Origin of the sequence: Glycomyces sp. MUSA5-2, from assembly GCF_037034145.1 — a bacterium.
Classification (GTDB): Bacteria; Actinomycetota; Actinomycetes; order Mycobacteriales; family Micromonosporaceae; genus Glycomyces; species Glycomyces artemisiae.
The window spans coordinates 929,384-942,788 of the sequence record NZ_JBAGKG010000002.1 but is presented as its reverse complement, the minus strand read 5'-3'; the positions used below and the strand labels follow the sequence as shown (position 1 = coordinate 942,788).

The window sequence follows — 13,405 nt, the reverse complement described above, 5'->3', positions numbered from 1 at the left end:
TACGGGCCGCCGTCCCCATCGCTGTTCTCCCATCGCGGCGCCCGCACGACCACGAAGAGGTGATCGACATGCGGACCCCCGCGAAGACGTCGAGGACTGCGGCGGCCCTGGCGGTCGCGGCGGCCCTCGGTTTGACGGCCTGCACGGGTCAGGAGGAGGAGCCGGAGGCGACCCCCGGCGTCACGGACACGACGGTGACCATCGGGACGCACCAGCCGCTGTCGGGCCCGGCGGCGGCCGGGTACTCGGCGGTGTCGGCGGCGACCTCGGCGTACTTCGCGTACGTCAACGACCAGGGCGGCGTGAACGGCCGGACCATCGAGTACCTGGTGAAGGACGACGCGTACGAGCCGCAGCGGACCAACGAGGTGGTGACCGAGCTGGTCGAGCGCGACGACGTGCTGGCCGTCGTCAACGGCCTGGGCACCCCGACGCACTCGGTGGTGCTGGACTACCTCGCCGACGAGGGCGTGCCGGACCTGTTCATCGCGTCGGGCTCGCGGATGTGGAACCAGCCGGCCTTGTACCCCAACGCGTTCGGGTATAACGCGGAGTACACGACGGAGGGCGCGGCGCTCGCGCAGTACGCGGTCGAGCAGGAGCCGGGCGCGACGGTGTGCGTCCTGGGCCAGAACGACGACTACGGCGAAGGCCTCCTCGAAGGCGTCGAGGCGGTCATGGGCAGCAACGAGATCACCGAGATCCAGACGTACACGACGGCCTCGCAGGACCTGACCGACCAGATCGGGACCCTCAAGGCCGCCGGGTGCGAGGTGAACATCCTCGCCACGATCAACGGCTACACGGCCCTGGCGGTCGGCACGGCCGCACAGATGGACTGGTTCCCGCAGTGGTACGTGTCGTCCTCGGGCGCGGACTACCCGACGCTGGTGGGGCACCTCGGCGAGGAGGCCGCCGCGCAGCTGCTGGAGGGCATGGTGTGCGTGAACTTCCTGCCGTTCGGGTCCGGCAGCGAGTGGACGGCGCTGTTCCGGCAGATCAACGAGGAGTACAACGGCGGCGCGCCGTTCACGGCGAACACGGTCCTCGGCATGAGCGTCGGGTACCTGTTCGCCGAGGCGCTCGCGAAGGCCGGGGACGACCCGACCCGCGAGTCGCTGATCGCGGCGGTCGAGTCGGGTGCGGTGCTGGGCAACGGGATCGTGCCGCTGGCGTTCAGCGCGTCGAACCACGGCGGGTACGGCACCGTGGGGATCATGACCGTCGAGGACGGCGTGCAGGACTACAACGGCACGACGTACCAGGTCGAGGTCGGGCAGGTCAGCGAGGTCGAGGCGGACCCGGTGCCGCTGGTGAACGGCGGCATCCCGACCGGGTGAGCGGGAACGGGCCCGGCCGCGCGGCCGGGCCCGTCCTTCTTAACCCCAGAGCAAAGTCGTTGTCCTACTTGTAGAAAGCCGGTCGCTCCGGCAGGTCGACCGGGACGACCGCCCCGGTGCGGCGGGCCTCGACGGCCGCGTTGGTGACCACGGTGGCCGCGTAGCCGTCCCAGGCGCTGGGCCCGGCGGGCTCGCCCGAGCGCAGCGAGTCGACCCACTCCTGGAGCTCGGTGTCGAAGGCGTCGGCGAAGCGGCTCGGGAAGTCCTGCACGATCCCGTACGAGGCGCGCCCGGCGGCGCGGACCAGCGGCGCGGCCGGGTCGGGGAGGCGCACGGCGCCGGTCTCGCCGACGATCTCGCACTGGATGTCGTAGCCGTACTGGCAGTTCACGAACACCTCGACGTCGACGCGCGCGCCGGACGCCGTCTCCAGCAGCAGGATCTGCGGGTCGACCAGGTGCGGGAACCGCTTCGAGGTCGAGCGGGGCACCACGACCTGGACGCTCGCGAACTCCTCGCCGAGGAGCCAGCGCAGCACGTCCACCTCGTGGACGGCGGTGTCGACCATCGGCTTGTCGGAGTGGTACGACTCGGGCTGCGTCGGGTTGCGGTGCGCGCAGTGGGCCATGAGCGGGGCGCCGATGCCGCCCTCGTCGAGCACCGCCTTGATGGCGCGGTACCCGGCGTCGTAGCGGCGCATGAACCCGACCTGGACGAGGCGCTTCCCGTGGGCCTGTTCGGCTTCGAGGATGCGCAGGCCGTCGGCGGCCTCGGTGGTGAGCGGCTTCTCGCAGAACACGGGCTTGCCCGCGGCGATGCAGGCGAGCACCTGTTCGGCGTGGGCTGGGCCCCAGGAGGTCACGACGACCGCCTGGACTTCCGGGTCCGCGATGAGCTCCTCGGCGGTGCCGATCACGCGGGCCCCGGCGAGCGAGGCGACCGCGGCGGCGCGCTCGGGTTCGATGTCGGACACGGCGGTCACCTCCGCGCCCGCGACGGACCCGGCGAGGCGCCTGACGTGCTCTTCGCCGATCCAGCCGGTGCCGATCAAGCCGATCTTCATGGGTCCCGGTCCTTTCCTATGTGGTATTTGTCAGCGCTGCTGGTGCCGGGCGCCGAGGCCGCAGCCGTTCAGGTACTCGCGGGTGCGGCGCGCGATCGGGAGGGGCACGTCGGGCTCGCACGGGTACAGGTCCTGCTCGACGATCACGAACAGCTCGGCGTCGAGCCCGGAGAGGGCGGCCACGATGTCGGCGGGGTTCGGGACCCCTTGGGGCGGTTCGACGCAGACGCCGCGCTTGACGGCCTCGCCGAAGCCCAGCCGCTCGTCGCGGACCTGGCGGAGGATCTCGGGGTCCATCTGCTTGATGTGGACGTAGCCGATGCGCTCCGCGTAGCGGGCGATCAGGTCGAGGTTGTCGCCGCCGCCGTACGCGACGTGGCCGGTGTCCAGGCACAGGGAGACGTATCGGGAGTCGGTGCCGTCGAGGAACGTCTCGATCTGCGCCTGCGTGCAGATCTGCGTGTCCGCGTGCGGGTGGACGGCGATCTGGACGCCGTGCTCCTCGAACATCCGCTTCCCGATGCGGTTCGCGGTGGCGTGCACGGTCTTCCACTGGTCGGCGTCCCACTCGACGACGTCGTTGACCGCGTCGGTCTTCTCGTCCCGGAACAGCGGCGGGATGAACACCACGTGCTGCGCGCCCTGGGAGGCGGTGAGCGCGGCGACCTTCCCGACGAGGTCCACTGTGGCCTCGTACTGCTCGGGGCGGTGGAGGTTCCCGAAGACGGTGCCGCCGGAGACCTTCAGCCCACGCTTGGCGAGTTCGTCGGCGAGGACGGCCGGGTCGGTCGGCAGGTAGCCGTAGGGGCCCAGTTCGAGCCACTCGTAGCCGGAGGAGGCGAGCTCGTCGAGGAACTGCGCGTAGGGGAGCTGGCGGTCGTCCTCGGGGAACCAGACCCCCCACGAGTCGGGGGCCGAGCCGAGGCGCAGGTTCGGGGCGGCGGATGTCGGCATTGACGTGCTCCGTTCAGCTGGCGGTCGGGAAGTGGAACGCGGCCTCGACCGACTGGCGCACTTCGGGCCAGCGGGACGTGACGGTCTTGGCGCGGGTGTAGAAGCGGACGCCTTCGGGGCCGTGGATCGGCGAGTCGCCGATGAGGGAGTCCTTCCAGCCGCCGAAGGAGTAGTAGGACATGGGGACCGGGATGGGGACGTTCACGCCGATCATCCCCACTTTCACCTCCCGCTGGAACCGCCTGGCGGCGGCACCGGAAGAGGTGAAGATCGCGGTGCCGTTGCCGTACGGGTTGGCGTTGATGAGCGCGATCGCCTCGTCCACGTCGGCGGCGCGGGCGACGGCGAGGACCGGCCCGAAGATCTCCTCGTCGTAGGCGGCCATGCCGGGCGCGACCCGGTCGAGGACGGTGGGGCCCACGAAGAACCCCTCCTCGTGGCCGGGCACGGTGAGGCCGCGGCCGTCCACCACGGGCACCGCGCCCTGGTCTATCCCGGCGCCCACGAGCGCGGTGATCCGGTCGCGGGAGGCGGCGGTGACGACCGGGCCCATCTCGGAGGCCGGGTCGTCGCCGGGGCCGACCTTGACCGCCTCGGCCTTGCGGCGCAGGACTTCCACGAGCGCGTCGCCCGCTTCGCCGACGGCGACGCCGACGGAGACGGCCATGCAGCGCTGGCCCGCGGAGCCGAACGCGGCGGCCGTCAGGTGGTCGGCGGCGAACTCGATGTCCGCATCGGGGAGGACCACGGCGTGGTTCTTCGCGCCGCCGAGGGCCTGGACGCGCTTCCCGGCGGCGGTGGCCCGCTCGTGCACGTACTTCGCGATCGGCGTGGAGCCGACGAACGAGACCGCCGCGATGCCCGGGTGGTCGAGGATCGCGTCCACGGCGGCCTTGTCGCCGTGGACGACGTTGAACACGCCGTCGGGCAGCCCGGCGTCGGCGTACAGCTCGGCGATCCGGTTGGAGACCGACGGGTCGCGCTCGCTGGGCTTGAGGATGAAGGTGTTCCCGGTGGCGATCGCCATGGGGTGCATCCACATCGGGACCATGATCGGGAAGTTGAACGGGGTGATCCCCGCGCACACCCCGAGCGGCTGGCGGAAGTTGAAGACGTCCACGCCGCCGGAGACCTGGTCGGAGTAGGAGCCCTTGAGCGCGTCGGCGATCCCGCACGCGTACTCCACGACCTCGCGGCCGCGCACGATCTCCCCGCGGGCGTCGTCGACGACCTTGCCGTGCTCGGCGGAGATGAGCCGCGCCAGCTCGTCCTCGTGGCGCACCAGCAGTTCCCGGAAGCGGAACATGACCTTGGTGCGCTGCGACAGCGACGAGTCGCCCCAGGTGTCGAACGCCTTCGCGGCGGCGGCCGCGGCCGCGTCCACATCGGCGGGCTCGGCGAGGAGCACTTCCCCGGTGGCCGCGCCCGTGGCGGGGTTGCGGACGGTGCCGGTGCGGGTCGCGGCGCCGCGGGTGAAGGCCCCGCCGATCCAGTGTTCGATGGTCGTCATCGCAGGTTCCTCAGAGGTAGTGGCGCTGGGCGCGCCTGCTGTCGGTGTAGGCGTCGAAGGCCGCGCGCGTCGAGTCCAGTTCGGACACTTCGCTGACGGGCACGTCCCACCAGGCGCTCTGCGGCAGGCCCGGCGAGTGGAGGTCGGTCTCGACGTGGACCACAGTGGTTCTGGTGGCGGCCTTCGCGGTCGCCAAGGCGGCCTTGAACTCCGCGACGGTGGACGCGGTGAGGACGTTCGCGCCCAGGCTGGCGGCGTTGGCGGCCAGGTCGACCGGGAGCACGTCGCCGTCGAGCAGGCCCGACTGCTCGTCCCGGTAGCGGTACTTCGTACCGAACCGCTGGGAGCCCAGCGATTCGGAGAGTGCGCCGATCGAGGCGAAGCCGTGGTTCTGGACGATCACGACGACGACCTTCAGGCCCTCGGAGACGAGCGTCGGGATCTCGGAGGCGAGCATCAGGTAGGAGCCGTCGCCGACGAGCACGTACACGTCCCGGTCCGGGTCGGCGAGCTTGCAGCCGAGCCCGGCCGCAATCTCGTAGCCCATGCACGAGTAGCCGTACTCGACGTGGTACTGCTTCGGATCCCTTGAGCGCCACATCATCTGGAGGTCGCCGGGCATCGACCCGGCGGCGTTGATGACGACGTCCCGCTCGCCCATCGCGTCGTTCAGGGCTCCGAGGACCTCGGTCTGCGCCGGGAGCGGTGCGTGCCCGAGGTCCTTCGCCCGGTCGATGACCCCCTGCCACTCGGCGGCCAGGACGCTGGCGCGGGCGGTCCACGCCTCGTCGGCCCGCCACTCCCCCAGGCCGCGGCCGAGGGCGGCTATCCCTGCGCGGGCGTCGGCGACGAGCATCGCCGCGCTGTGCTTGGCGGCGTCGAGGGCCGCGACGTTCAGGTTCACGAACCGCGCGTCCCCGAACACGGTGTGGGAGGCGGTCGTGAAGTCGGAGTACCGGGTCCCGATGCCGAGCACCACGTCCGCTTCGGCCGCAAGGAGGTTCGCGGCCCGCGACCCGGTCGAGCCGAGGGCGCCCACGGCCTGCGGGTGGTCCCACTGGACCGAGCCGCGCCCCGCGTGGGTCTCGGCGACGGGGACGCCGTGCGCGGCGGCGAAGGCCCGCAGCTCCTCGGTGGCGCGCGAGTAGACGACGCCGCCTCCGGCGACGATGAGCGGCCGCTGCGCCGAGCGCAGGACCGCAAGGGCCGCTTCGAGTTCGGCGGCGTCGGGCCCGGGGCGCCGCACGGTCCAGACGCGTTCGCGGAAGAACTCGACCGGCCAGTCGTGCGCTTCGGCCTGCACGTCCTGCGGGAGGCAGAGCGTGACGGCGCCGGTCTCGACCGGGTCGGTGAGGACCCGCATCGCCGCCAGCGCGGACGGGATCAGCTGCTCGGGCCGCCAGACGCGGTCGAAGTACTTGGAGACGGGCCGGAACGCGTCGTTGACGGACACGTCGCCTGCTCTCGTGTCCTCCAGCTGCTGGAGGACCGGGTCGGGCGCACGGGAGGCGAAGATGTCGGAGGGCAGGAGTAGTACTGGGAGCCGGTTGATCGTGGCGAGCGCGGCGCCGGTGACCATGTTGGTGGAGCCTGGACCGATGGAGGCGGTGCAGGCGTAAGTGGAAAGGCGGTCGGCGGACTTCGCGTACGCGGCGGCCGCGTGGACCATGGCCTGCTCGTTCCGGGCGAGCAGGTAGGGCATGTCCGCTTCACCGGTGCGGGCGGCTTGGAGGAGTGCCTGTCCGAGTCCGGCGACGTTGCCGTGGCCGAAGATGCCGAAGGTGCCGTTGACGAGTCGGCGGCGTTCGCCGTCGCGCTCGGTCCACTGGTTCGCGAGGAAGCGGACGAGCGCTTGGGCGGTGGTGAGGCGAACGGTGCTCATCAGACGGTCTCCCAGGTCGAGCGGATCCAGGCGTGGGCGGGGTCGTCGGTGATGCGCCAGGCGCGCTCGTCGCCGGGGCCGGCCATGACGTTGAGGTAGAAGAGGTCGTAGCCGGGGGCGGCGGCGCTGGGGCCGTGCCAGCCGTGCGGGACCAGGACCACGTCGCCAGAGCGGACCTCGGCGTTGACGTCGATGGGGCGATCGGGGGTGCCGTAGACGCGGTGGAACGCGAAGCCTTCGGGGCGGTCGATCTCGAAGTAGTAGATCTCTTCGAGCACGGATTCGCCGTCGCGGTCCTCGTCGTGCTTGTGGGGCGGGTAGGAGGACCAGTTCCCGCCGGGGGTGACGACCTCGCAGACCAGGAGCCGGTCGGCGTCGAAGGTGTCCGGGAGGCAGTAGTTGCGGACCTGGCGGGCGCAGGTCCCGGCGCCGCGGTCCTCGACGGGGACGGCGTCGGCGGTGCCGTACCGGAACGGGAGGCTCCGGTCGCAGACCGCGGAGGCGAGGGCGAAGCGGCCGCCGGTGGGGGTGGTGACGGCGGCGTCGGCGTCCCTGGGGAGGTACGCGAAGTCGGTGGCGGCGGCGAAGACGTCGGGGCGGCCGCTGAGCGCGAGGACGGACCCGTCGCAGGCGACCTCGCAGGACCCGGAGAGCGGGAGCACCAGGTGCTCGGCGTCCCTGGTCGGGAAGGCATGGGACGCACCGGGTTCAAGGTCGAGGATCTTGAGGCCGGAGTAGGTCCATCCGGCGGATTCGGGGGTGACGACCGTGTCGTAGAGGCCGTCCTCGGTCGAGCGGGCGGGCAGGTGGTATCGGTTCACAGCAGGTCCACCACTTTCTGGACGGCCGCGGCCACGTCGCCGTCGGCCGGGTAGAGGAGGGATCGTCCCACGGTCAGGCCGATCGCGTTCGGCGCTTCGAGCGCTTGGCCCCATTTGTCGCGCTGGGCGTCGAGGTCGGCGACCTCGCCGCCGAGGAGGACCACGGGGAGGGTGGTCGCGGCGGCGACACGGGCGGGGTCGGGGGCGGTGGGGAGCTTGAGCCAGGTGCGGGCGGTGGTGGCGCCGAGCCCGGAGGCGATCGCGACGGACCGGATGACGGCTTCGGTGGAGAGGTCGTTGACCACTGTGCCGTCGCGGCGGGTGGAGATGAAGGGCTCGACCATGGCGATGAGGCCGCGCGAGGCGAGGTCGTCGACGGCGTGCGCGGTGGCTTCGAGGATCGACGGCGTGGCCGGGTCGGCGTAGTCGATGCGGGTGAGGGTCTTGCCGCCGTCGAAGCCGAGGCGCTCGATCCCGGCGGCGGTCATGCCGGTGAACCGGTCGTCGATCTCCCAGGCGGCCCCGGCGAGGCCGCCGCGGTTCATGGACCCGAAGACGGTCTTGCCTTCGAGAGCGCCGAGCAGGAGCAGGTCTTCGAGGATGTCGGCGTTGCCGAGGACGCCCGTGCAGCCGGGGTTGTCGAGTGCGGTGCGGAGGCGGTCGAGGAGGTCGGCGCGGTCGGCCATGGCGAGCGGGTCGCCGCCGGTGCCGAGGGCCCCGCGGGCGGGGTGGTCGGCGGCGATGACGAAGCACTTGCCGGTGGGACCGACGGGGCTCGCGGCGCGGGTGCGGGCGGCGGCGGCCTCGGCGACCGCTTCGGGGTGCAGGACGCGGGTGCGGGTGAGGAGCGCGAGTTCGTCAGCGCGCATCGGCGGCCTCCGCGAGCTTCGCGTCGACTTCGGCGGCCGTGGGCATCGCCGAGGAGCAGGCGAGGCGGCCCGCGACGATCGCTCCGGCGGCGTTGGCGCGGGCGATCACGGTTTCGAGGGGGAGCCCGGCGAGGAGCCCGTCCACAAGGGCCCCGCCGAACGCGTCGCCCGCGCCGAGGCCGTTGACGACCTCGACGGGCGCGGGCGGGAGCTCGACCTCGCCGGAGTCGTCCACGGCCAGCACGCCCTTCGGCCCCTGCTTGACGACGGCGAGCCGGACCCCCTTGTCGCGCAGGCGCTTCGCAGCCTCCCGCGGGTCGCGGACGCCGACGGCGACCTCCACTTCGTCGAGGTTGCCGACCGCGACGTCGGCGAACGCGAGCGCACGCTCGACCCACTGCCGCCCTTCGTCGGGGCTGTCCCAGAACATCGGGCGCCAGTCGAGGTCGAGCACGGTGAAGCGGCAGGGGCGGCTCGCTTCGAGGGCCGCGAGGGTGGCGGTGCGGCTCGGCTCGGCGCACAGGCCGGTGACGGTGGCCCAGAAGACGTCGGCGGCGGCGACGGCCGCGAGGTCGAGGTCCTCGGCGGTCACGTTCAGGTCGGGGGCCTTGGGGAAGCGGTAGAAGTACAGCGGGAAGTCGTCGGGCGGGAAGACCTCGCAGAACGTGATCGGCGTGGGGTTGTGCGGGTCGGTGCCCACGAACCGGTCGTCGACCCCGAACTCCCCCAGCGCTTTGCGCACATAGGCGCCGAACGGGTCGTCGCCGACCTTCGCGATGACCGCGGCGCGGCGCCCGTACCTGGCGGCGGCGACGGCCACGTTCGTCGGGGAGCCGCCCAGGTACTTGTTGAAGGACTCGACCTCGGGGAGGGCGACGCCGGTCTGCGCCGGGTACAGGTCGACGCCGATGCGGCCCATGGTGACGACCGCGAAAGGGCCTGGGCCGGTTCGCCGCTGCGGAGTCAACATTGCCTCCTCGGGGGCATGGTGGGGCGACCACCGGGAAGGGCGGTCGCCGTTTGGTACGAGAATGTCTGGTTAGCGCGCGCTACTAGAGCGCGCTAGTACCGTTAGAATGGCATGCGCCACGTCGCCCGGTCAAGGGGTCGCGTATGAAAAACTTCATTACGAGTAGATCGGAAGGACCACGACCCGATGACCCCCCCGAACCCGCGCAGAGGCGCCGACCGCTCCCCGGCACCGCGGTCGCGCAAGCCCACCATGGCGGACGTCGCCGCCGAGCTCGGCGTCTCCCGCGCCCTCGTGTCCCTCGTCTTCAGGGACCAGCCCGGCGCGAGCCCCGAGACGCGCGAGCGCGTCTTCGAGGCCGCCGCCCGCCTCGGCTACAAGCCCGACATGGCCGCGCGGCTCCTCGCGCGCGGCCGCAGCAAGGTGCTCGGCGTGCTGTTCACCGCGCGCAACCCCCACCACGTCGACCTCGTCGAGGCCATCTACCCCACGGCCGAGGAGCTCGGCTACGACCTGGTGCTCAGCGCCGCGGTCCCCAGCCGCGACGAGCAGAAGGCCATCGAGGCGCTCGTGGGCCACCGCAGCGAGGCGCTGCTGCTGTGCGGGCCGACGATCAGCGAGGAGGACATCGCCGATCTGGGAGCGCGACTCCCGGTCGTCGTCCTCGGGCGCCACCTCAAGAGCGCGCCCGTGGACATCGTGACCTCGTACGACCGGCCCGGCGCCCGCGAGGTCGTCGACCACCTCGTCGGCCTGGGGCACAGGGACATCGCGCACGTCGACGGCGGCTCGAAGCCCGGCGCGCCCGAGCGGCGCCGCGCCTACCGCGACGCGATGCGCGCCCACGGCCTCGCCGACCGGATCAGGATCATCCCCGGCAACCACACCGAGGAGGGCGGCCAGGACGCCGCGCGCGGGATGCTAGCCGACGACGCGGAGCTGCCGACCGCGGTGTTCGCCTCGAACGACCAGTGCGCGATCGGCCTGCTCGACGTGTTCACCCGGGCCGGGGTGAAGATCCCCGAGCAGGTCTCGATCGTCGGCTACGACGACTCGCACATCGCCGGGCTCAGCCACATCGACCTGACCACGGTCCGCCAGGACGTGCCGCGGCTCGCGCGCCTCGCCGTCGAGGCCGCGGACGAGCAGCTCAGGGGCGTGCGCGAGCCGGGCGCGACCTTGAAGCTGGAGTCGAAGCTGGTCGTGCGCGGCACGAGCGGGCCGCCGACCCAGCGCTGACCGCTCCGCCTTGACATTCACGAATTTCAATGACAGGATGTGCGTGGAATCGCTCCCAACCCCGCGAGGAGAGCCCCCCATGCCGCGACCCGCACGACCGATCCGATCCCGGCGCCGACACCTGGCACTCGTCGCCGCGACCGCCTTCGCGCTGGGGGCGGCCGCGGCCGCTCCCGCCGCGCAGGCCCAGGACGAGCCGACCGACCTCATCACCAACGGCGACTTCGCGAACGGCACCGCCGGGTGGTGGACCACCGCGAACCTCACCGGCGCCGTCGACGCCGGCGAGTGGTGCATCGACGTCCCCGGCGGCACCGCCAACGCCTGGGACGCCATCGTCGGCCAGGACGGCCTGCCGCTCGTCTCGGGCGAGTCGTACGAGCTCCAGTTCACCGCGCGGGCCTCGACGGACGTGAGCGTCCGGGCCCTCGTCCAGCGCCCCGTCGACCCGTGGCCGACCGCCCTGGAGGAGTTCCCGCTCCTGGGCGCGGAGTCCCAGGACTTCAGCTACACCTTCACGGCCGGGGCCGACTGGACGGACGCGCAGCTCGCGTTCCAGATCGGCCGCCACGCCGACCCGTGGCAGCTCTGCCTATCGGAGGTCAAGTTGCTCACCGGCGCCGAACCGCCCGTGTACGAACCGGACACCGGCCCGCGCGTGCGGGTCAACCAGGTCGCCTACCTCCAGGACGGGCCCAAGCGGGCCACGCTGGTGACCGAGGCCGAGGACGCGCTCCCCTGGCAGCTCCACGACGCCGAAGGGACGCTCGTCGCCGAGGGCGACACCGCGCCGTTCGGCGCCGAGTCCACGTCGGGCGAGTCGGTCCACGTCATCGACTTCTCGGGCGTGACCGCCGCGGGCGAGGGCTTCACGATCACCGCCGACGGCGAGACGTCCTACCCGTTCGCGATCGGCGGCGACGCCTACCGCGACCTCGCGGTCGACGCGATCTCGTTCTACTACCCGCAGCGCTCCGGCATCGCCATCGACGACGCCGTCGCGCCCGGGTACGGCCGCGAAGCGGGCCACACGGACACCGCGCCGAACCAGGGCGACGGCGCCGTCCCTTGCTACGCCGACGCCTGCGACTACACGCTGGACGTGACCGGCGGCTGGTACGACGCGGGCGACCACGGCAAGTACGTCGTCAACGGCGGCATCTCCGCCGCGCAGCTCCTCTCGGTCTACGAGCGGGCCCTCCACGCGCCCACCGGCGACACCGGGCGGCTCGCCGACGGCTCGATGCGCATCCCCGAGCACGGCGACGGCGTCCCCGACGTCCTCGACGAGGCCCGCTGGGAGGTCGAGTTCCTCATGTCCATGCAGGTCCCGGCCGGTGAGGAACTCGCCGGCATGGCGCACCACAAGATCCACGACGAGCACTGGACCGGCCTGCCGCTCCTGCCCGCCGACGACCCGCAGGCCCGCTACCTCTACCCGCCTTCGACCGCCGCCACGCTGAACCTCGCCGCCGCGGCCGCGCAGGCCTCCCGCCTGTTCGAGCCGTACGACCCCGACTTCGCGGCCCGGGCCCTGGAGGCGGCCGAGACCGCGTGGGCCGCGGCCCTCGCGCACCCGGACGTCTACGCGCCGGACACGAGCCCCGACGGCGGCGGCCCCTACGGGGACTCCAAGGTCGAGGACGAGTTCTACTGGGCGGCCGCGGAGCTGTTCCTGACCACGGGCGAGAAGACCTATGAGGACTTCGTGCTCGACTCGAAGCTCCACGACGCCGACGTGTTCACCGCGGGCGGCTTCTGGTGGGGCGAGGTCGCGCAGCTCGCAAAGCTCGACCTGGCGCTCGTGCCGAACGCGCTCCCGGGCCGCGACGAGGTCGTGGCGCAGGTCGTGGCCGGTGCGGACCACTACCTGGCCGAGCAGGACGCGAACCCGTGGGACCTCGGGAACGGCGCGAACGGCGTCTTCGACTGGGGCTCGAACAGCGTGGTGCTCAACCGCCTCGTGGTCATCGGCACCGCGTTCGACCTCACGGGCGAGTCGCAGTACCGCGACGGCGTGCTCTCCGGCCTCGACTACATCCTGGGCCGCAACGCGCTCGGGAACTCCTATGTGACCGGGTACGGCTCGCACTTCTCCGAGAACCAGCACAGCCGCTGGTACGCGCACCAGCTCGACCCGTCGCTGCCGAACCCGCCCGCCGGGACGCTCTCGGGCGGCCCGAACTCGGTCGCGTCCACGTGGGACCCGGTGGCGCAGCGGTGGCTCACCGACTGCGCGCCGCAGCGGTGCTACATCGACGACATCGGGTCGTGGTCGACGAACGAGCTCACGGTGAACTGGAACGCGTCGCTGGCGCAGGTCGCGAACTTCGCGGCCGACCAGTCCGGCGGGGTCCGCACCGCGCCGAGCTGCGACGTCGAGTACAGGATCAACGGCCAGTGGCCGAGCGGGTTCAACGCGCAGATCCTGGTGACCAACACCGGGACCGTGCCGCTGGAGGACATCACCCTCACGTGGACGCTCCCGACCGGGCAGTCGATCGTGAACTCGTGGAGCGTCCAGCTCGACCAGGAGGGCCAGGTGGTCACGGCCACCGACGTGGCCGGCGGCCTCGCGCTGAAACCGGGCCGGACGTTCACGTTCGGGTTCATCGGCGCCAAGGACGGGCGGCCCGCGATCGCGCCGTCATGGGTCGGCTGCACCGCCGGATAACTGCAGATCCTTAGCGCTTCACCGCGCCGCGACCGGGAAGGGTGAGCCCGGGGACGGCGAAAGGGGCGGCCATCGATCGATGG

10 protein-coding genes are annotated in these 13,405 nt (G+C 72.1%); 3 read left to right on the top strand and 7 right to left on the bottom strand.

Annotation, left to right across the window (positions count from 1 at the left end; genetic code table 11):
• Positions 1–68: 68 nt before the first annotated feature.
• Positions 69–1,340, top strand: a complete 1,272-nt coding sequence (locus WA640_RS09900; RefSeq protein ID WP_335987465.1) for an ABC transporter substrate-binding protein — start codon at positions 69–71, stop codon at positions 1,338–1,340.
• A 64-nt stretch (positions 1,341–1,404) separates the two neighbouring features.
• Here the strand turns inward: WA640_RS09900 and WA640_RS09895 are convergent, their stop codons facing one another.
• The 7 genes from WA640_RS09895 to iolC are packed head-to-tail and all read right to left on the bottom strand — an operon-like array spanning position 1,405 to position 9,409.
• Positions 1,405–2,403 (bottom strand): Gfo/Idh/MocA family protein, encoded by a 999-nt coding sequence (locus WA640_RS09895; protein ID WP_335987464.1) that lies wholly within the window; start codon positions 2,401–2,403, stop codon positions 1,405–1,407.
• Between the two features lie 30 nt (positions 2,404–2,433).
• Complete coding sequence (locus WA640_RS09890) at positions 2,434–3,357, bottom strand: TIM barrel protein (RefSeq protein ID WP_335987463.1); 924 nt, start codon at positions 3,355–3,357, stop codon at positions 2,434–2,436.
• A 13-nt stretch (positions 3,358–3,370) separates the two neighbouring features.
• The gene (locus tag WA640_RS09885; RefSeq protein ID WP_335987462.1) at positions 3,371–4,867 is read right to left on the bottom strand and encodes a CoA-acylating methylmalonate-semialdehyde dehydrogenase; all 1,497 of its coding nucleotides are present in this window, start codon (positions 4,865–4,867) and stop codon (positions 3,371–3,373) included.
• Positions 4,868–4,877: 10 nt separating this feature from the next.
• Entirely contained in the window at positions 4,878–6,749 is a 1,872-nt protein-coding gene (iolD, locus tag WA640_RS09880) for a 3D-(3,5/4)-trihydroxycyclohexane-1,2-dione acylhydrolase (decyclizing) (protein WP_335987461.1), read from the bottom strand.
• Positions 6,749–7,570, bottom strand: coding sequence for a 5-deoxy-glucuronate isomerase (iolB, locus tag WA640_RS09875; RefSeq protein WP_335987460.1), 822 nt, complete (start codon positions 7,568–7,570; stop codon positions 6,749–6,751). The genes iolD and iolB overlap by 1 nt, the downstream gene beginning before the upstream one ends.
• Entirely contained in the window at positions 7,567–8,439 is an 873-nt protein-coding gene (locus WA640_RS09870; protein WP_335987459.1) for a Cgl0159 family (beta/alpha)8-fold protein, read from the bottom strand. The genes iolB and WA640_RS09870 overlap by 4 nt, the downstream gene beginning before the upstream one ends.
• Positions 8,429–9,409, bottom strand: a complete 981-nt coding sequence (gene iolC, locus WA640_RS09865) for a 5-dehydro-2-deoxygluconokinase (RefSeq protein ID WP_335987458.1) — start codon at positions 9,407–9,409, stop codon at positions 8,429–8,431. Before iolC ends, WA640_RS09870 begins: the two co-directional genes overlap by 11 nt.
• Positions 9,410–9,595: 186 nt before the next feature.
• Between iolC and WA640_RS09860 the strand changes: the two genes are divergently transcribed.
• Both WA640_RS09860 and WA640_RS09855 read left to right on the top strand, forming a co-directional pair.
• Entirely contained in the window at positions 9,596–10,648 is a 1,053-nt protein-coding gene (locus WA640_RS09860; RefSeq protein ID WP_245888983.1) for a LacI family DNA-binding transcriptional regulator, read from the top strand.
• A gap of 79 nt (positions 10,649–10,727) precedes the next feature.
• Positions 10,728–13,322: a glycoside hydrolase family 9 protein gene (locus WA640_RS09855; protein WP_335987457.1), complete on the top strand. Its 2,595-nt coding sequence runs from the start codon at positions 10,728–10,730 to the stop codon at positions 13,320–13,322.
• Positions 13,323–13,405: the final 83 nt, after the last annotated feature.

Coding starts and splice junctions, on each gene's coding strand:
- iolC (WP_335987458.1), bottom strand. CDS start 9,409: ATGTTGACTCCGCAGCGGCGAACCGGCCCAGGCCCTTTCGCGGTCGTC.
- WA640_RS09900 (WP_335987465.1), top strand. CDS start 69: ATGCGGACCCCCGCGAAGACGTCGAGGACTGCGGCGGCCCTGGCGGTC.
- WA640_RS09885 (WP_335987462.1), bottom strand. CDS start 4,867: ATGACGACCATCGAACACTGGATCGGCGGGGCCTTCACCCGCGGCGCC.
- WA640_RS09860 (WP_245888983.1), top strand. CDS start 9,596: ATGACCCCCCCGAACCCGCGCAGAGGCGCCGACCGCTCCCCGGCACCG.
- iolD (WP_335987461.1), bottom strand. CDS start 6,749: ATGAGCACCGTTCGCCTCACCACCGCCCAAGCGCTCGTCCGCTTCCTC.
- WA640_RS09855 (WP_335987457.1), top strand. CDS start 10,728: ATGCCGCGACCCGCACGACCGATCCGATCCCGGCGCCGACACCTGGCA.
- WA640_RS09895 (WP_335987464.1), bottom strand. CDS start 2,403: ATGAAGATCGGCTTGATCGGCACCGGCTGGATCGGCGAAGAGCACGTC.
- WA640_RS09870 (WP_335987459.1), bottom strand. CDS start 8,439: ATGCGCGCTGACGAACTCGCGCTCCTCACCCGCACCCGCGTCCTGCAC.
- WA640_RS09890 (WP_335987463.1), bottom strand. CDS start 3,357: ATGCCGACATCCGCCGCCCCGAACCTGCGCCTCGGCTCGGCCCCCGAC.